Origin of the sequence: Pseudomonas sp. DR48, assembly GCF_019823085.1 — a bacterium.
In the GTDB taxonomy this organism is placed as follows: Bacteria; Pseudomonadota; Gammaproteobacteria; order Pseudomonadales; family Pseudomonadaceae; genus Aquipseudomonas.
On the sequence record NZ_CP081946.1, the window covers coordinates 2,160,872 to 2,179,721 of the forward strand.

The 18,850-nt window shown below is 59.6% G+C and carries 17 protein-coding genes; 11 read left to right on the forward strand and 6 right to left on the reverse strand.

Translation table 11 applies throughout. From position 1 onward, the window contains the following. Nucleotides 1-89: 89 nt before the first annotated feature. A complete protein-coding gene (locus K5K95_RS09875) occupies nucleotides 90-1,094 on the reverse strand; it encodes an AraC family transcriptional regulator (protein ID WP_222589293.1) in 1,005 nt (334 codons plus the stop codon). Nucleotides 1,095-1,194: 100 nt separating this feature from the next. Here K5K95_RS09875 and K5K95_RS09880 point away from each other — a divergent pair, with 100 nt between their 5' ends. The 8 genes from K5K95_RS09880 (at nucleotide 1,195) to K5K95_RS09915 (ending at nucleotide 8,680) form a co-directional block, all read left to right on the forward strand. Further along, nucleotides 1,195-2,268, forward strand: coding sequence for a fatty acid desaturase (locus tag K5K95_RS09880; protein WP_222589294.1), 1,074 nt, complete (start codon nucleotides 1,195-1,197; stop codon nucleotides 2,266-2,268). Between the two features lie 403 nt (nucleotides 2,269-2,671). Next, nucleotides 2,672-3,253: an alpha/beta hydrolase gene (locus K5K95_RS09885; protein WP_222589295.1), complete on the forward strand. Its 582-nt coding sequence runs from the start codon at nucleotides 2,672-2,674 to the stop codon at nucleotides 3,251-3,253. A gap of 55 nt (nucleotides 3,254-3,308) precedes the next feature. Beyond that, nucleotides 3,309-4,241, forward strand: a complete 933-nt coding sequence (locus tag K5K95_RS09890; RefSeq protein ID WP_208670578.1) for a sigma 54-interacting transcriptional regulator — start codon at nucleotides 3,309-3,311, stop codon at nucleotides 4,239-4,241. 163 nt (nucleotides 4,242-4,404) lie between these two features. Then, nucleotides 4,405-5,187: a MetQ/NlpA family ABC transporter substrate-binding protein gene (locus K5K95_RS09895; protein WP_010464830.1), complete on the forward strand. Its 783-nt coding sequence runs from the start codon at nucleotides 4,405-4,407 to the stop codon at nucleotides 5,185-5,187. A 545-nt stretch (nucleotides 5,188-5,732) separates the two neighbouring features. Continuing rightward, a complete protein-coding gene (locus K5K95_RS09900; RefSeq protein WP_222589296.1) occupies nucleotides 5,733-6,398 on the forward strand; it encodes an amino acid ABC transporter permease in 666 nt (221 codons plus the stop codon). Beyond that, nucleotides 6,379-7,038: an amino acid ABC transporter permease gene (locus K5K95_RS09905; protein ID WP_222589297.1), complete on the forward strand. Its 660-nt coding sequence runs from the start codon at nucleotides 6,379-6,381 to the stop codon at nucleotides 7,036-7,038. The genes K5K95_RS09900 and K5K95_RS09905 overlap by 20 nt, the downstream gene beginning before the upstream one ends. Next, entirely contained in the window at nucleotides 7,035-7,817 is a 783-nt protein-coding gene (locus tag K5K95_RS09910) for an amino acid ABC transporter ATP-binding protein (RefSeq protein WP_222589298.1), read from the forward strand. Before K5K95_RS09905 ends, K5K95_RS09910 begins: the two co-directional genes overlap by 4 nt. Then, the gene (locus tag K5K95_RS09915; RefSeq protein ID WP_222589299.1) at nucleotides 7,814-8,680 is read left to right on the forward strand and encodes a transporter substrate-binding domain-containing protein; all 867 of its coding nucleotides are present in this window, start codon (nucleotides 7,814-7,816) and stop codon (nucleotides 8,678-8,680) included. Before K5K95_RS09910 ends, K5K95_RS09915 begins: the two co-directional genes overlap by 4 nt. 135 nt (nucleotides 8,681-8,815) lie before the next feature. Here K5K95_RS09915 and K5K95_RS09920 read toward each other — a convergent pair whose 3' ends face one another. After that, nucleotides 8,816-10,012, reverse strand: a complete 1,197-nt coding sequence (locus K5K95_RS09920) for an AAA family ATPase (protein ID WP_222589300.1) — start codon at nucleotides 10,010-10,012, stop codon at nucleotides 8,816-8,818. A 195-nt stretch (nucleotides 10,013-10,207) separates the two neighbouring features. On the opposite strand from K5K95_RS09920, the gene K5K95_RS09925 reads away from it, so the two are divergent. The 3 genes from K5K95_RS09925 to K5K95_RS09935 are packed head-to-tail and all read left to right on the forward strand — an operon-like array spanning nucleotide 10,208 to nucleotide 15,425. Continuing rightward, nucleotides 10,208-11,311, forward strand: a complete 1,104-nt coding sequence (locus K5K95_RS09925; RefSeq protein ID WP_222589301.1) for an efflux RND transporter periplasmic adaptor subunit — start codon at nucleotides 10,208-10,210, stop codon at nucleotides 11,309-11,311. After that, complete coding sequence (locus K5K95_RS09930) at nucleotides 11,308-12,375, forward strand: efflux RND transporter periplasmic adaptor subunit (protein ID WP_222589302.1); 1,068 nt, start codon at nucleotides 11,308-11,310, stop codon at nucleotides 12,373-12,375. Before K5K95_RS09925 ends, K5K95_RS09930 begins: the two co-directional genes overlap by 4 nt. Then, entirely contained in the window at nucleotides 12,372-15,425 is a 3,054-nt protein-coding gene (locus tag K5K95_RS09935; RefSeq protein ID WP_222589303.1) for an efflux RND transporter permease subunit, read from the forward strand. The genes K5K95_RS09930 and K5K95_RS09935 overlap by 4 nt, the downstream gene beginning before the upstream one ends. Nucleotides 15,426-15,538: 113 nt before the next feature. Here the strand turns inward: K5K95_RS09935 and K5K95_RS09940 are convergent, their stop codons facing one another. From K5K95_RS09940 to K5K95_RS09955, 4 genes are all read right to left on the reverse strand, one after another. After that, nucleotides 15,539-16,168 carry a class I SAM-dependent methyltransferase gene (locus tag K5K95_RS09940; RefSeq protein WP_222589304.1) on the reverse strand — a complete coding sequence of 210 codons (630 nt, stop codon included), beginning with the start codon at nucleotides 16,166-16,168 and terminating at the stop codon, nucleotides 15,539-15,541. Nucleotides 16,169-16,365: 197 nt separating this feature from the next. Continuing rightward, complete coding sequence (locus K5K95_RS09945; protein ID WP_222589305.1) at nucleotides 16,366-16,722, reverse strand: DUF6124 family protein; 357 nt, start codon at nucleotides 16,720-16,722, stop codon at nucleotides 16,366-16,368. A 372-nt stretch (nucleotides 16,723-17,094) separates the two neighbouring features. Then, on the reverse strand, nucleotides 17,095-17,739 hold the full coding sequence (locus K5K95_RS09950) for a methionine ABC transporter permease (RefSeq protein WP_222589306.1): 645 nt from the start codon (nucleotides 17,737-17,739) through the stop codon (nucleotides 17,095-17,097). After that, nucleotides 17,729-18,850, reverse strand: a complete 1,122-nt coding sequence (locus tag K5K95_RS09955; protein WP_222589307.1) for a methionine ABC transporter ATP-binding protein — start codon at nucleotides 18,848-18,850, stop codon at nucleotides 17,729-17,731. The genes K5K95_RS09950 and K5K95_RS09955 overlap by 11 nt, the downstream gene beginning before the upstream one ends.

An 18,850-nucleotide genomic window follows, 5' to 3' on the forward strand; every position in this document is an offset into this window, starting at 1 on the left:
GACACAAAACCCGTCAACAACGCAGAACCCCTGTGGGAGTGAGCCTGCTCGCGATGAGGCCGGTCAATCCAGCCGACATGCGGACCTGATCACCGCAACCCATCCCGAAACTGCCCCGGCGTCATCCCGGTCCAGCGCTTGAAGGCGCGATTGAAGCTGCTGGTATCGGCGAATCCCAGTAAATAACTGATCTCACTCAACGAGCATTGCGGGTCGCGCAGGTGCAGCAGCGCCAGGTTTTCGCGACTCTCGTTGAGCAGCGTGTCGAAGCGACAACCTTCGTCGGCCAGGTGCCGTTGCAGGCTGCGCAAACTCAGGTGCAAGGCCTGGGCGATGCGTTCGGCCGAGGGTTCGCCTTCGGGCAATTGCTCTTCTATGGCGTCGCGGACTTTGCGTTCCCAGGTCAGTGGTTTGAGTTGCGCCAGGGTGCGCTTGAGCACCGCTTCATTGTGTTCGGCCAGTTCCGGGTTGGCGTCGTCCAGATGACTGTCGAAGTCCACGAGGGAGAACTCCAGTCGGTCCTCGTCGGCGGCGAAATACACCGGTGAGCGGAACACTTTGTGCCATTGATGCGGATCGGCAGGTTCGGGGCGGCGCAGGTAAACCGCCATTGGTGCGTATTCGCGACCCAGGCGATTGCGACAGGTGCGCACGTAGATGGCCGTGAAGGCGTCGATGGCTTCGAACGCGGGGGCAGGGTTGCCGACCGGGATTTTCAGGCGGAAGCGGTAGCGATCCTCGGCGCGGGTCAGTTCCAGCTCCAATGCATCACTGACCACTTGGTGATAACGCACGATGCGCTCAAACACTTCCCGCAGACTGCCGCTGGCCACCAGCGCATAGCCGAGTGCATGAAACGTTGTCGGGCTGACAAAGCGCGATACCCGAAGGCCGATCGCCGGGTCGCCGCTGACCTGCACCGCGATTTCCCACAGGCGCGTGGTGCCGGACAACGGGTAACGGGCGTTCGGGTCGTCCATCAATTGCGGGTCGAGCCCCGCCTGGTGGCACAGGGCGGTGCTGTCGAGGCCCAGCGCATCGAGTTGCTTGCGCAGGGCGCGGGTCCAGCTGGCGAGGGAGGTCGGTTCAGTCATGCTGATTGGCGCTTCCGGTCAACAGGTTGGCGTTCACGGCTACCATCTTGCGAGGGTTCACAAGGCAGGATGCGAACATCAATAACCAGAGGATGGAAGCATGGACCGTACTTCTGCAAGTCCCCAGCGACTGAATGCAGCTCAACGATCAGCACATATTCGCGAAGTGGTGCTGGCCAGAGGGGTCGAGCTGCGCAAGCGCTACCCGATTCTCAACCATCAGGACGCCTTGGGCGCCGGCATTCTGGCCTTCGCGCTGGCCGCAATGATTGGCTCGGCGGCGCTCTATATCACCGGGCACATGGCTTGGTGGGCGTGCCTGTTGCTCAACGCGTTTTTCGCCTCGCTGACCCACGAGCTGGAACACGACCTGATTCATAGCATGTACTTTCGCAAGCAACGCGTGCCGCACAACCTGATGATGGGCCTGGTGTGGCTGGCACGGCCGAGCACGATCAATCCGTGGATTCGCCGCCATCTGCACCTCAATCACCACAAGGTTTCCGGCACCGAAACAGACATGGAAGAACGTGCGATCACCAACGGCGAGCCTTGGGGTTTTGCGCGGTTGCTGATGGTGGGCGACAACGTGATGTCGGCGTTTATCCGCATGCTTCGGGCCAAAACCTGGACGCATAAATTCAGCATCATCAAGCGCACGTTGAAGGTTTATGCGCCGTTGGCGCTGGTGCATTGGGGCGCGTGGTACGTGTTTCTCGGTTTCCATGCGGCCAATGGCATCGCCCATCTGTTGGGGGCGCCAATTGAATGGTCGGCGACTACGTTGTCGGTGATGCAGGTGATCGATATCGCGGCGGTGGTGATCATCGGACCGAACGTATTGCGCACGTTCTGCCTGCATTTTGTCAGCTCGAACATGCATTACTACGGTGATGTGGAGCCGGGCAATGTGATCCAGCAAACCCAGGTGTTGAACCCCTGGTGGATGTGGCCTTTGCAGGCGTTCTGCTTCAACTTCGGCAGCAGTCACGGGATTCACCATTTTGTGGTGAAGGAGCCGTTTTACATCCGCCAGATGACCGTGCCAGTGGCCCACAAGGTGATGCGCGAGATGGGGGTGCGGTTCAATGATTTCGGTACGTTTACACGGGCGAACCGATTTGTGCGCAAGGATGCAACAGAGACCCGGCGTGTGCGTGCAGCTCAGGTCTGAGCAATAACTGCGGAAACTCAAAGGCGAAAACGCCCGTCATCAAATTGACCCAAAGCGACGCTAAGTTGTGACGCAAGCAGCGATGGTTCGGCGGTTGTTGAAGGTGATTGGTATATGCGATTCAGGCCTAATAAAGTAATTAAATATTCCTTTATTAGATAACTGCTTTCGCCAATCATGGGCCTCAGGGCTGTCGAACAGCGCTCACACATTTTGAGTTTCCGGGGCCGTCTCCTTGGCAGGGTGCGGCCCCTTTTTTGTTTCAGGCAAACACAAACCCTTGTGGGAGACTGGGTCTGTATATTCGATACAGGTCTTAATAAATAGCTTCTTATTCCTTAACGAATATAACTCTCCTCCCTATACTCGACCAGGAACAGACACGCAGCAGGAGAGTTCCCCCATGCGCAACGAATCAATTCGCTACCTGATTGTGCCGGGCTGGCAAGGATCGCCGGAAGATCATTGGCAAAGCCATTGGCAGAACAGCCTGCCGAACAGCGCGCGGGTGGAGCAAGCCGATTGGCTGACGCCGCGTCGTGAAGACTGGGTCGCCGCGCTGGCCGAGGCGATTGCCGCTGACAGCACCCCCGTTATCTTGATCGCCCATAGCCTGGGCTGCATTACCGTCGCCCATTGGGCCGCCACTGCGCCACTGCATTTTTTGCGTCAGGTGCGCGGTGCCTTGCTGGTCGCACCCGCGGATGTCGAGCGTCCGGCCTGCTCACCGGCATTGCGTAACTTCGCGCCGATTCCGAGCCACTTGCTGCCCTTCCCGAGCCAGGTCGTCAGCTCCGACAACGACAGCGCCGTGAGTGCGGCCAGAGCCCTTGAGCTTGCCCGCAACTGGGGCGCCGAGGCGGGGATTTTGTCCGGTGCCGGTCACATCAATGTGAAGTCCGGCCATCAGCGCTGGGAGCAGGGGTTTGCCTATCTCTATCGCCTGCAAAACCGAATGGAACACCACGCCCTGCGACGTGCTTAAACTTTTTATTGTTAATCGCCCCCCGTTTCCCGGCGGTGTTGGGCGGGAGTCTGCCATGAGTTTTGAAACCTTTGGCCAGCCATTGCTGACCTTTCCCGACGCCGAAAAAAGCCCGCTGAGCATCCGCGCCAAGGCCCTGGTGTTTGTCGATCCACGTTCTCGCCAGTTGCGCCAGGAACTGGAACAACTGGCACCGCGCTCGATCTCGGTATTGATTCGTGGCGAAACCGGCAGCGGTAAAGAATTGCTCGCGCGGCACATCCATCGCGCCAGTGATCGTGGCGGGCTGTTTGTCTCGGTGAATTGCGGCGCGATCAGCCCGACCTATGCCGACGCTGAACTGTTCGGTTACGCCGCAGGCAGTTACACCGGCTCGGCCAGCAGTCGCGCAGGCTGGTTCGGCTCGGCCAATGGTGGAACCCTGTACCTGGATGAAATCGGCGACCTGCCGTTGCCGATCCAGATCAAGTTGCTTGCTGCGCTGGAAAACCACGAGGTGACGCGCGTTGGCGCTCATCAACCGAGCCCGGTCGACGTACGTCTGGTGGCCGCCACCAGCATCGACCTGGCGCAAGCAGTGGCCGCCGGAAAATTTCATGAGCGGCTTTATCACTACCTCAGCGAAGGTCAGCTCGAACTGCCGGCGCTGCGTGATCGGGTCGGCGATATTCTGTCGCTGTCCGAGTATTTCCTCGGCATCTACAGTCAGCGCCTTGACCTGCCGGTGCCGCTGATCAGCGAGGCAGCGCAGCTTGTGCTGGAGCGACACAGTTGGCCGGGCAATACCCGGGAGCTGGAAAACGTCATTCACTTTGCGCTGCTGGTCAGCACCGGCGACGAGATTTTGCCGGAGCATTTGAATCTGCCAGAGGCGCCTGTGTCATTGCTGCAGATCGAGCAGCAAGTAGCTCATACCGTTAAAAACGGCACGGCTGCCGAGCGTTCAGCGCTGAAGAGCCTGCTGGATAGCCTGGCGCAAACGCTGTAGCGGCCTGTATGAACAAAATGGAATATGAAGGTGAATAAAAGATATTGTTCGGGAATAAAAAATCCCGGTATTGTCCGCTTCACGCCAGCGATAGCACTTCACTGGCACTCGTACTAAACAAGCCGTCGTCGATGACGACCGTGATTTTCGATAAGGACACTGCATGAAAAAGGTTCTGTTGTTCACCGCACTGGCGGCTGCCCTGACCGCGGGCCTGGCCCAGGCTGGCGAGAAACTGGTGGTTGCGGCGACCCCCGTCCCACACGCCGAGATTCTGGAACTGATCAAGCCAACCCTCGCCAAAGAAGGCGTGGACCTGGAAATCAAAGTGTTCACCGATTACGTTCAGCCGAACGTGCAGGTCGACCAGAAGCGTCTGGACGCCAACTACTTCCAGACCCTGCCGTACCTGAAAAGCTTCAACGAAGGCAAAGGCACTAACCTGGTAACCGTGATTGGCGTCCACGTCGAACCGTTCGGTGGCTACTCGAAGAAAGTCAAAACCCTGGCTGAACTGAAGGACGGCGCGACCATTGCCATCCCGAACGAAGGCAGCAACAGCGGCCGTGCCCTGATTCTGTTGCAGAAGGCTGGCCTGATCGAGTTGAAAGACCCGAAAAACGCCTTGGCTACCCCGAAAGACATCGCCAAGAACCCGCACAACTTCAAGTTCAAGGAACTCGAATCGGCCATGCTGCCGCGCGTTCTGGACCAGGTTGACCTGGACATGATCAACACCAACTATGCGCTGGAAGCAGGTCTGAACCCGGCTAAAGACGCGCTGGTGATCGAAGGTGCCGATTCGCCTTACGTGAACTTCCTGGTGGCTCGTCCGGACAACAAGGACAGCGTTGCCATCCAGAAACTGGCCAAAGCCTTGACCAGCCCGGAAGTGAAAGCCTTCATCGAGAAGAAGTACAGCGGCGCGGTACTGCCGGCGTTCTGATTCGCGAGGTAAACCCCTTTAAGGTTTCGAACGTCGACGGCTGGTATAGCGTCGGCGTGATCGTTCCCACGCTCCGCGTGGGAATGCCTCAAGGGACGCTCCGCGTCCAGTGACGCGGAGCGTCACGGGCTGCATTCCCACGCAGAGCGTGGGAACGATCCACATCTCCTAGGCCGCCCTGGCCTCCAGCGCCCTGCGCAACGCCACCAACAACTTCACGATTTCCTGCGGGTCCAGCCGCTGCGGCACTTTTACGTCTGCCATTTTCTCTTCCTTGTGATAGTTCGGCCGGGGGAGTCTGGCCAAAAGCTGTGCGTCCTTGGAGAGGCTTTTTGAAAAAAAGATCCCTCCTACAGCGCAAAGGAAAATAGTCGTCTTCCCCAGCCTCGGCAAATCCGCAGGATAGTTTTTTGCGTGATATCAATATGCTTTAACGGTATTTAAATTCTTCTTTTTATACCTTTAAAGTCGGTGCCTGCCGGGTCGTTATCCACGCCCCATGGACTGCGCCACCGTCGCTTACCCCGCGACGTCCAGGATGTTCAATGAACTTCGATTACGCTTTTATCCTCAGCACACTGCCGGCGTTTCTCAGCGCCGTGGGCGTGACGCTCCAGGTCGGCTTTATCGCCATCGGCACTTCGCTGCTGGTGGCCCTGATCAATGCAACGATTCTGGTGTTCCGCACGCCCTACTTGCAACGGCTAGTCGGGCTCTATGTAGAGCTGGCGCGCAACACACCGCTGCTCATTCAACTGTTCTTCGTTTACTTCGCTTTGCCAGCGCTGGGTATCAAGGTATCGGGCTTTGCGGCGGCGATCATCACCATGACCTTCCTCGGTGGCGCTTACCTCACCGAGGTGCTGCGTGCCGGCGTGGACGCTGTGCCCCAGGCACAGCTCGAATCCGGTCGCTCCATCGGCCTCTCGCACGGACAATTGCTGCGCTACGTGATCCTGCCGCAAGCCGGAATACTCAGCTTGCCATCGCTGTTTGCCAATTTCATTTTCCTGCTCAAGGAAACCACCGTGGTCTCGGCCGTGGCGGTGCCAGAGATTCTCTACACCACCAAAAGCTACATCGCGCTCTATTACAAAACCTACGAAATGCTCGCCGTGCTGACGCTGATTTGCGTGCTGCTGTTTTTGCCGCTGTCGCTGCTGCTCAGCCGCCTGGAAAGGAGGCTCCAGCATGGCCAGTTCGGGACTTGAGTTGCTGTGGGTGTCGTTGCCGCAACTGGGCAAGGGCGCGGCGCAAACCTTGTCTATCTCTTTCCTGAGCATCGCCATCAGTACCGTCGGCGGTGTGCTCTACGGCGTGTTGCGCACGCTGAATTCGAAATGGCTGAACGCGATCCTGCGGGTCTACCTGGAATTGTTCCGGGCGATCCCGGTGTTGGTGTGGTTGTACCTGCTGTTTTTTGGCCTGCCGATTTTCTTCGGCCTGAGCATTCCGAGCTTTTGGTGCGCGGTGTTGGTGCTGTCGTTGTGGGGCGTCAGCGAGGTGGGCGAAGTGGTGCGCGGCGCATTGCATTCGTTGCCACGCGGGCAGCGTGAGGCAGGGTTGTCGATTGGCCTGAGCGGACCGCAACTCTACGGCTACGTGCTGCTGCCCCAGGCGCTGAAGCGCATGACGCCGCCGACCATCAACGTCTACACGCGGATCATCAAGACCAGTTCCCTGGCCGTACTGATTGGTGTGGTGGACGTGATCAAGGTCGGCCAGCAAATCATCGAACGCACCTACGAATCAGTGCTGATCTACGGCGCACTGTTCCTGTTTTTCTTTTTCATCTGCTACCCGCTGTCAGCCGCCTCGCGCGTGTTGGAGCGGCGCTGGACGCAAGCATGAGCGCACTGATCGAGTTCAAGGGTTTCAACAAGTTTTTCGGCGAGCAACAGGTGCTCGTTGGCATCGACCTCCAGGTGAATCCGGGCGAAGTCATCGTAATACTCGGCCCCAGCGGCTGCGGAAAAAGCACCTTGTTGCGTTGCCTTAACGGTCTTGAAGTCGCCCACAGCGGCAGCTTGAATTTTGCCGGCCGCGAGTTGCTGGACAAGGGCACCGACTGGCGAGACGTGCGACAACAGATCGGCATGGTGTTCCAGAGTTATCACCTGTTTCCGCACATGAGCGTGCTCGATAACTTGCTGCTCGGCCCGGTCAAAGTGCAGAAGCGCGACCGCCGTGAAGCCCGCGACCAGGCTGAAGCCCTGCTGGCGCGAGTGGGTCTTCTGGATAAGCGCGACGCCTTCCCGCGTCAGCTCTCCGGTGGCCAGCAACAACGCATTGCCATCGTCCGTTCGCTGTGCATGAACCCCAAAGTCATGCTCTTCGACGAAGTCACCGCCGCCCTCGACCCGGAAATGGTCAAGGAAGTGCTGGAAGTCATTCAAGGTCTGGCCCGCGAGGGCATGACCCTGCTGATCGTCACCCACGAAATGGCGTTTGCCCGTGCCGTGGCTGACCGGATTGTGTTCATGGATGCCGGGCGAATCCTCGAACAAAACCCTCCCGAGATTTTCTTTACGAACCCGCAAACCGCACGAGCGCAGCAGTTCCTGGAGAAGTTCTCCTACGTCGCCGCATTACCCAAAACGACTCAAACAAAGGACCTGGAACTGCTATGAAAACTGCCAAGGCTTCACTGCTGCTACTCCCGCTGTTCGGCCTAGCGTTGCTGGCCGGTTGCAACAAAACCGAAGCGCCTGCCAAACCTGCGACTACCAGCACCAGCTATCTTGAAAAAATCAAGGAGCGGGACAAACTGATCGTCGGCGTCTTCACTGACAAGCCGCCGTTCGGGTTCGTCAATGAGGCCGGGCGTTATGTGGGGTTCGATACCGACATCGGCCGTCAATTCGCCAAGGACCTGCTGGGCGACGAGAACAAAGTCGAGTTCGTCGCGGTGGAACCTGCCAGCCGGATTCCATTCCTGCAAAGCGACAAGGTCGATCTGATCCTGGCCAACATGACGGTTACCCCGGAGCGCAAGGAAGCCGTGGAGTTCACCAACCCGAACCTCAAGGTGGCGGTGCAGGCGTTGGTGCCTCAGTCGAGTTCGGTGAAAAACCTCGATGACCTGGCGACGCGCACCACCATCGTGACCACAGGCACCACGGCGGATATCTGGCTGACCAAGAATCACCCGGACTGGAAGCTGCTGAAGTTCGAAAAAAACTCCGAGTCGCTGCAAGCCTTGGCCAATGGTCGTGGTGATGCCTATGCGCAGGACAATCTGGTGCTGTTCAGCTGGGCCAAGCAGAACCCGGGCTACCGCGTGCTGACCCAGACGCTGGGTGCCGAAGCGCCGATTGCACCAGCGGTGAAGAAGGGCAATATCGAACTGCGTGACTGGGTGAATGCCGAGTTGGCGAAGCTGGGTGAAGAGAAGTACCTGCTCAAGCTGTATGACCAATACGTGCGCAAAGAGCTGAGCGATGACACCAAGCCTGAAAGCGTGATTGTCGAGGGTGGGAAGTGGCAGGGGTGATGCACTGACCTTTGCGGTGCTCTCTCGGCCGTCATCGCGAGCAAGCTCGCTCCCACAGTAGACCGAGTTGTCTCGGCGGACGCGGTCTGAATGTGGGAGCGGGCTTGCCCGCGAAGGCGGTATTTCAGGCGATGATCAATCCGGCCAATACCACGCCGGTTCATCCAGCATCCCCTGCCCGACAATCCCGGTCTGGCCCAACGTTTTCTCCAGCACAATGCAATTGCATTCGGGATCTTCCTGCAGCGCCGAAATCAACCGTCGGGCATGCGACACGACCCACACCTGACATTGCTCGGAGGCGCGGATAATCAATCGCGCCAACGCTGGCAACAGGTCCGGGTGCAAGCTGGTTTCCGGCTCGTTCAGCACCATCAGCGTCGGTGGCCGAGGCGTCAGCAGTGCAGCCACCAGCAACAAATACCGCAGTGTTCCGTCCGACAACTCGGCCGCGGACAATGGTCGCAATAATCCTTCCTGATAAAACTCAATCGCAAACCGCCCGCCCGGCAACGGCGCGATGTTCAATCGTGCACCGGGGAACGCGTCGCTGATTGCATTCCACAGTGCTTCGGGGTCGCCAATCTCGATAATGGTCTGTAACGCCGCCGCCAGATCCCTGCCGTCGTGATGCAAAACCGGCGTACGGGTGCCCAGTTGTGGTTGACGCACCGGTGCATCGGCGTCGCTGCGAAAGTGATCGTAGAAGCGCCAGCGGCGGATGAACTCGCGCATCTCCAGAACCTCCGGCGAGGTACGCAGGCTGCCAACCTGATCGAACAGGCTGTCGAAATTCGGCGTATGTTGCGCCTGCACTTCCCAGTTGCGGTTGGCTCGGGTGCGGATCATCGGGCCATCGCGATCCACCAGCAGGCTCGCTTGACGATAAAATGCCCCGGCCCAAAGACATTCACGCTTGATTTGCGGGTCGAGGCTGAAACGCGACGCGATGGGCGAACTGTTTCCAGGCAACATGAAATGGCCATTGGATTCGGGCAACCCCAGGCTGATCGAGTAACCGAAGTCTTCACCGGCAAAGCCCAGGCGCAGGCGCTTGGCACCGTGGCGCACGGTCGCTTCGATCGGCACCTCACCATTACGCATGCGCCGGGTAATGTTTTCCGGCCCGGCCCAGAACGTCGAGTCCAGCCCACCCTCGCGCGCCAAGGCATTGACCACTCCACCCTGGGCGGTTTCCGCCAGCAGGCGCAGCGCGCGGTAGAGGTTGGATTTGCCGCTTCCGTTGGGGCCGGTGATCAGGTTCAACCGGCCCAGCGGAATCACCAATTTGTTGATCGAGCGGTAATTGGCCACCGCGAGGGTCTTAAGCATGGGAAGCTTCCTGCTGTGTAGTTGGCCAGTTTGCCCTATTGCCAGGAACACCGTGATCCCACAGGGCTTCGCCACGGTTACAAGATTTGTGACAGGATCCCTTTATTTGAAGCCGCCAGATGCGCCTGTGGAACCCTGTTCTAAGCTCACAGTCGTATCGCCATTGGCACGTCCGTACAACGCAAAGGAGTTTGCATGGCTGGTCCCGGATTGAAAACAGCGGTTGGCTTGAGTCTTCTTGTCCTGCTGACCGCGTGTGGCGATAAAAAGCCCGTTGAGAAGGACCGCCCACGGGTCTTCGTCCAAGAGGTAAAAGCCGCGGATTACGCTGCGTCGGTGACACTCACCGGTGATGTTCAGGCCAGGGTCCAGACCGAACTGTCGTTCCGCGTAGGCGGCAAGATCGTGCAGCGCATGGTCGATGTCGGTGACCGGGTTTCGGCCAAACAAGTGCTGGCTAAACTCGATCCCAAGGACCTGCAGACCAACCTCAACTCGGCCCAGGCTCAAGTGGTCGCCGAGCAAGCGCGGGTCACACAGACTTCCGCTGCCTTCGTTCGCCAGCAAAAACTCCTGCCCAAGGGCTACACCAGCCAAAGCGAATACGACTCCGCGCAAGCGGCATTGCGCAGCAGTCAGAGCGCGCTCACGGCCGCGCAGGCGCAGCTGGCCAACGCGCGCGAACAACTCAGCTACACCGCGTTGATAGCCGACGCTCCGGGCGTGATTACAGCGCGTCAGGCCGAGGTTGGACAGGTGGTGCAGGCGACGGTGCCGATTTTCAGCCTGGCCCGTGATGGCGAGCGTGACGCGGTGTTCAACGTCTACGAATCACTGCTGACGGAGCGGCCTGAAGGCAAAACCCTGGAGGTCAGTCTGCTCGACAACCCGGCGATCAAAACCACCGGCACCGTGCGCGAAGTCACTCCGGCCGTTTCGGCGCAGACCGGCACGGTGCAGGTCAAAGTCAGCCTGGGCAGCCTGCCCGAAGGCATGCAACTGGGCTCGGTGGTCAGCGCCACGGCCAAATTGCCGGGTAAGGCGGCGGTTGAACTGCCCTGGTCGGCGCTGACCAAAAATATCAGCGAACCGGCTGTCTGGCTGGTCGACGGCGAGGGCAAGGCGCAATTGCACACCGTCACGGTCGGACGCTACCTGACCGGCAAAGTGATCATCAGCGCCGGCCTGGACGGTGGCGAGAAAGTCATTATCGCGGGCGGCCAGTTGCTGCACCCCGGCGTGAAAGTTGAGATCGCCGAAAATACTTATAAGGATTTAACCGTGGAAGCCCAGCCATGAAGCGCCTGTTGTTGGTCTGCACCGCGGTGCTACTGGTTGCCTGCTCGAAAAAAGAACCACCGCCGGAGCCCGTGCGTCCGGTGCTGTCGATCAAGGTCGAGGCGCTGGACGAAGAAAATCTCGGACGCTTCGCCGGGAGCATCCAGGCTCGTTATGAAAGCAACGTCGGCTTCCGCGTGCCAGGACGCATTGCCAGCCGTCAGGTCGATGTCGGTGCCGAAGTCGAGAAGGGAGCGTTGCTCGCCACGCTGGACCCCACCGATCAGCAGAACCAGCTGCGTTCCGCGCAAGGTAATCTGGCCAGTGTCCAGGCCCAATTCATCAACGCCCAGGCCAATGCCCGCCGGCAGCAGGAGTTGTTCGATCGCGGCGTGGGCGCCCAGGCGCAACTCGACATCGCACAGACTGACCTGAAGACCACCCAGGCTTCTCTCGATCAGGCCAAGGCTGCGGTCGACCAGGCCAAGGATCAACTCAACTACGTCGAACTGCACGCCGACCACAAGGCCATCGTCACCGCCTGGAATGCCGAAGCCGGGCAGGTTGTCAGCGCAGGCCAGCAAGTGGTGACCCTGGCGCAACCGGACATCAAGGAAGCCGTGATCGACCTGCCCGATACCCTGGTCGACCAGTTGCCGGCGGACGTGGTTTTCCAGGTCGCGGCGCAACTGGACCCGAGCATCACCACGACGGCGACCATTCGCGAAATCGAACCCCAGGCCCAAAGCGCGACCCGTACCCGTCGCGCCCGCCTGACCCTGACTGAAACACCCCCCGGTTTTCGCCTGGGCACCGCGATCAGCGTGACCCTCAGCTCGGCGATCAAACCGCGGATCGAGCTGCCCTTGAGCGCGCTGCAGGAAGTGGATGGCAAAACCCGCATCTGGGTCATCGATGCGCAGGCCCAGACCGTGGCCCCACGTGACGTCAGCCTGATCAGCCGAACCGATTCGACGATGATCCTGGCCGATGGTGTGAAGTCCGGCGAGCGGGTAGTCAGTGCCGGTGTGAACAGCCTGAAACCTGGGCAAAAAGTCAAAATCGATGAGGACAGCCCGCAATGAAAGGGAGTTTCAACTTATCCGAATGGGCCCTCAAGCATCAGTCGTTTGTCTGGTATTTGATGTTCGTCGCGCTGTTGATGGGCGTGTTCTCGTACATGAACCTCGGCCGCGAGGAAGACCCGTCCTTCACCATCAAAACCATGGTGATCCAGACCCGCTGGCCTGGCGCGACCCAGGAAGAAACCCTCAAGCAGGTCACTGACCGCATCGAGAAAAAACTCGAAGAGCTCGACTCCCTCGACTACGTGAAAAGCTACACCCGTCCCGGCGAATCCACCGTGTTCGTCAACCTGCGCGACACCACCAGTGCCAAGGACATCCCGGAAATCTGGTACCAGGTGCGCAAGAAGATCAACGATATTCGCGGCGATTTCCCTCAGGGCCTGCAAGGGCCGGGGTTCAACGACGAATTCGGTGACGTGTTTGGTTCGGTGTACGCCTTTACCGCTGACGGCTTGTCGATGCGCCAGTTGCGCGATTACGTCGAGCAAGTGCGCGCTGAAATTCGTGAAGTGCCGGGGTTGGGCAAGGTCGAGATGATCGGTGAGCAGGACGAAGTCCTCTACCTGAATTTCTCCACGCGCAAACTGGCGGCGCTGGGCATTGATCAGCGCCAGGTGGTGCAGAGCCTGCAAGGCCAGAACGCGGTGACGCCGGCCGGGGTGATCGAAGCGGGACCGGAGCGCATTTCGGTGCGCACCTCGGGGCAGTTCGAATCCGAGAAGGATCTGGCCAACGTCAACTTGCGACTCAATGATCGCTTCTACCGTTTGGCCGACATCGCTGACATCAGCCGTGGTTACGTTGACCCGGCGACACCGGAGTTTCGCTTCAACGGCCACCCGGCCATCGGCCTCGCCATTGCGATGAAGAAGGGCGGCAACATCCAGGTGTTCGGCAAGGCACTGCACCAGCGCATGACCGACCTGACCGCGGACTTGCCGGTGGGCGTCGGTGTTCACACCGTGTCCGACCAGGCCGAAGTGGTGGAAAAAGCCGTCGGCGGTTTCACCAGTGCATTGTTCGAAGCGGTAGTGATCGTGCTGATCGTGAGTTTCGTCAGCCTTGGCGTACGCGCCGGGCTTGTAGTGGCGTGCTCGATCCCGCTGGTGCTGGCGATGGTCTTTGTGTTCATGGAATACAGCGGCATCACCATGCAGCGGATTTCCCTCGGTGCGCTGATCATCGCCCTCGGCCTGCTGGTGGACGATGCGATGATCACGGTGGAGATGATGGTCACGCGCCTGGAAATGGGCGAGACCAAGGAGCAGGCGGCGACCTTCGCCTACACCTCGACCGCGTTCCCGATGCTCACCGGCACGCTGGTGACCGTCGCCGGTTTCGTGCCGATTGGCCTCAACGCCAGTTCGGCCGGCGAGTACACCTTCACCCTGTTCGCGGTGATCGCCGTGGCGATGCTGGTGTCGTGGATCGTCGCGGTGCTGTTCGCCCCGGTGATCGGCGTGCACATCCTCAGCGCCAATGTGAAACCCCATGACGCCGAGCCCGGGCGCATCGGTCGTGCGTTCAATTACGGCATGCTGTGGGCGATGCGCAATCGCTGGTGGGCCATCGGCATCACCATTGCGCTGTTCGTGGCGTCGGTATTTTGCATGCAGTTCGTGCAAAACCAATTCTTCCCGTCCTCGGACCGCCCGGAAATCCTCGTCGACTTGAACCTGCCGCAAAACGCCTCCATCGGTGAAACCCGCAAGGCTGTGGACAAACTTGAAGCAACACTCAAGGACGATCCGGACATCGTGCGCTGGAGCACGTACATCGGCGAGGGTGCGATTCGTTTCTACCTGCCGCTCGACCAGCAACTGCAGAACCCGTACTACGCGCAATTGGTCATCGTCAGCAAAGACCTGGAATCGCGTATTGCCCTCAGCCAGCGCCTGCGTGAAAGGTTGCGCAAAGATTTCGTCGGCATTGGCAGCTACGTCCAGGCGCTGGAAATGGGCCCGCCGGTCGGCCGTCCGATTCAATACCGGGTCAGCGGCAAGGACATCGATCAGGTGCGCAAGCAGGCGATCGCCCTGGCCACCGTACTGGACAAAAACTCGCACATTGGCGAGATCATTTACGACTGGAACGAGCCGGGCAAAGTCCTGCGTATCGACATCGCCCAAGACAAGGCGCGGCAGTTGGGGCTTTCGTCGGAAGACGTGGCCAACCTGATGAACAGCATCGTCGTCGGGGCGCCGATCACCCAGGTCGATGACGATATCTATCTGATCAACGTCGTGGGCCGTGCTGAAGACGCGGAACGCGGCACGCCGGAAACCCTGCAGAACTTGCAGATCGTGACACCGGGCGGCACCTCCATACCGCTGCTGGCGTTTGCCACCGTGCGCTATGACCTGGAGCAGCCGCTGGTCTGGCGCCGCGACCGCAAGCCGACTATCACGGTCAAGGCCGCGATGCGCGACGAGATACAGCCGACCGACCTGGTGAAACAGCTCAAGCCGGACATCGACAAATTCGCCGCCGGTTTGCCGGTGGGTTACTCGGTTGCCACCGGCGGTACGGTAGAGGAAAGCGGCAAGGCTCAAGGGCCGATTGCCAAGGTGGTGCCGTTGATGTTGTTCCTGATGGCGACCTTCCTGATGATCCAGTTGCACAGCGTGCAGAAGCTGTTCCTGGTGGCGAGTGTCGCGCCCCTCGGGTTGATCGGCGTGGTGCTGGCGTTGGTTCCGACGGGAACGCCGATGGGCTTCGTGGCGATTCTGGGGATTCTGGCGCTGATCGGCATCATCATCCGCAACTCGGTGATTCTGGTGACTCAGATCAACGCGCTGGAGAAGGAAGGCTATTTACCGTGGGATGCCGTGGCGCAGGCCACGGAACATCGTCGTCGACCGATTCTGTTGACCGCTGCGGCAGCGAGCCTGGGGATGATCCCGATTGCCCGGGAAGTGTTCTGGGGACCGATGGCGTACGCGATGATCGGCGGGATCATCATCGCCACGTTGCTGACGTTGCTGTTTTTGCCGGCGCTTTATGTGGCCTGGTACAAAATCCGCGAACCGAAGAAAGAGCTGCGGTAAGGCCAGCGCTTCGCGCTCATCGCGAGCAGGCTCGCTCCCACAGTTGACCGAGTTGTTTCGGAAAACTCAGTCCCCTGTGGGAGCGAGCCTGCTCGCGATGGCGTCCTGTCCAGCTACGCGGGCTTACGCCAGACGCTAGCCAGCCAAGGCTGCTGCTCGCGCGGCAGCCCCGCCGGCCGGTAATAATGCTCCAGCTCGACAAACCCGGCTTCTGTCAGCAATTGCTGCCATGCCGCCAGGTCGTGATACGCCCCATACCGCGGCCCGTTCCAGCCTTCCTGATTCTCGCCACGCGGATTGGAACTGAACAACACGCCACCCGGTTTCAACGCCCCGCGCAACTCCTTCAACACCCGAGGCAATTCCTGGCGCGGGATGTGAAACAGCACCGCATTGGCAAAAATCCCGTCGAAGCGCTCAGCCGGCAGGTCCAGCTTCAGAAAATCCTGCTGCCACACCTCGCAACCACTGTCTTCGCGCGCCATTTGCGTAAACTTCTCTGAACCATCCAGCCCGACGGCGGTGTGGCCCATGCGCGTGAAGGTTTTCAGATCTCGCCCCGGACCGCAGCCAAAATCCAGAATGCTGAACGGCGCCTCGCCCTGAATATGCCGCAGCAGGGCATCGATGTTCTGGCTCACATCATGATCGCGAGTCCCTTCGCGAAAACCTTCGGCCACTGAGTTGTAATGGCCCAGGGTGGTGGAGGTGATCTGCTCGAGGTCGGCGGGGGTCTGTTTCATGGTCGGCTGCGCAGGCAATGGGGATTTGCCGAATATACGCCATCACACATGGGGCTGCTTCGCAGCCATTCGCGAGCAAGCCCGCTCCCACAGTTGATCTCCAGCGAACACAAATTTTGTGTACGGTACAGATCCAATGTGGGAGCGGGCTTGCTCGCGAAAGCGGTAACACTGGCGACTGAAGACTCCGGCCAGACTCAGGCCTGCTTCATCCCCAAACAATCAATGGATCGATCAACCATGGCCTTGGCGATCTCCAGCAAATGCCAAACCGAGAACACCATGGCCCGATCCGCCCCTTTGAGGTGATCGCCACACTGATATGCCGTGACCGAGGCACAACGCAGTAGATCCGCAACATAGAGTTGGGTGTCTTCAAAGCTCACGTCTTCACTGACGTTGTAGAACCGCAGCTCATCGGGCGCTGATGGCTGTTCTCCTGTGAGGTAGAAATCGATTGCACGATATAGGGCGGAACGGTCTCTTGGCGGATCGTCGGTGGGATTGCCTTGGGTGGATGTTTCGGGAGGCGGATCGGGGACGGATCTTTTCATCGGTGTTGCTCCTATTGCTGCATGGGAGCTGACACCTTCGCCTACTAAGCGGTGGGTGGCAGCTGTGCGCAGGTAGTAGGCCGGTCAATAGGAAAACCGGTGCACCCGAGGGTGCCCCACGCACAGCCACCATTTTCTGCACGCGGCAAGAAACACCGGGCATGAGCATGGAACCGCCATACGCCTATTGTTCCGGGCTACTAAACCCGATCACTGATGAGCAGTGACGGACCGAGACTAGCCACCGAAATTGGCAGGCGCAAGCGAGCGGAATGATCTAGGAAATGTCCTGCAAGTGGAAGGGATCAGGCCTGTAGGCGCACTGATTTTCCTGTGGGAAATGTTCCCCGCTTCTGAAGGCAGACACCCCACTTAGCGCTTGTTCAACCCCCGCGCCAAACGATCTCCGCCCAACTGAATCACCGCCACCAACACCACCAGCAGCACAATCACCGTCAGCATGATCTGGCTATCAAAGCGCTGATAACCATATCGGTACGCAATGTCCCCAAGCCCACCGGCGCCAATCGCCCCGGCCATGGCCGACGAGTTGATCATCGTCACCAACGTGATAGTGAAACCGCCGACAATCCCCGGCAGTGCCTCTGGCAACAACACATGCCAGACAATGTGCCAGCGCCGGCAACCCATTGCCTGCGCCGCTTCGATCAACCCGTGATCGACCTCGCGCAAACTGACTTCGGCAATGCGCGCAAAGAACGGTGTGGCGGCAATGGTCAGTGGCACCACGGCAGCCCAGACACCATACGTGGTGCCGACGATCAGTCGGGTAAACGGAATCAGCGCCACCATCAGGATCAAAAACGGAATCGAGCGAAACAGGTTCACGAATGCGCCCAATGCACGGTTCAGCCCAGGCGCTTCATAGATCCCGCCCTTGGAGCTGGTGACCAGGATCACCGCCAACGGTATGCCCGCCAGCAGCGCAATCAGCGACGAGACACCGACCATCAAAAACGTGTCGATGAAGCCTTGCAGCAAGCGATCAAACCACATAACCCAGCACCTCCACCTGTTGCGCCCAATCACTGGCGCGCTGGCGCAATTGCTCTGCGCCGTGGGACGAGCCGGTCACTGCCAGCAGCAGTTGCCCCAGTGCATGGCCCTGAATCCGTTCCACGCCACCTTGCAGCAAGCGCACACGACCGCCGAGTGCGGTAAACAGCGCCGCCAGATCCGGTTCATCGCTCGCGCTGCCGGTGAATTGCAAGCGCAGCACCACGGCAGCGTCCGAGGATTGTGGCTGAGGGCGCAAGCGGCTTTGCAGTTCTTCCGGCAAGCCATGTTGCAACGGTGCGAGCAAGGTCTTGCTGACCTCATGTTGCGGGTTGCCGAAGACTTCCCAGACCGGTCCTTGCTCGACGATTCGACCATGTTCCAGCACCACGACGCGGTCGCAGATATCGCGAATCACGGCCATCTCGTGGGTGATCAACACGATGGTCAAACCCAGGCGCTGATTGATCTCGCGCAGCAGGCCAAGGATCGATTGCGTGGTCTCCGGGTCCAGCGCGGAAGTGGCTTCGTCGCACAACAGAATCGCCGGGTCGTGCACCAACGCGCGGGCGATGCCGACACGTTGTTTCTGCCCACCGGAGAGCTGCGCCGGATAGGCCTTGTGCTTGCCTTGCAGCCCGACCAGTTCGAGCAATTGACGGACCTTTTGCTCGCGTTTTTCCTTGGGCACGCCGGCAACTTTCAGTGGCAACTCGACGTTCTGCCAAACCGTCTTGGCCGACATCAAATTGAAGTGCTGGAAGATCATGCCGATCCGACGGCGCAGCGCCACCAGACGATCCTCATCAAACTCGCCGATGTCCACTTGATCGATCAGCACCCGACCGGTGCTCGGCTGTTCGAGGCGGTTGATGGTGCGGATCAGCGACGACTTGCCGGCGCCGCTGCGACCGATGATGCCGAACACTTCACCGCGCTGGATCGCCAGGTCGATGCCGTGCAGCGCCGCCACCGGACCTTGCTGGCCGTTGTAGGTTTTACCCAGGCCGATAAAGCGCACGTGGGCGCGATTGAGGTCCGGGTGCAGTTCGGTCTGTGCAGCTTTTTGAGGCTCTGGAATTTCCAGTCGCCATTGGGTGGCCGCCGTCAT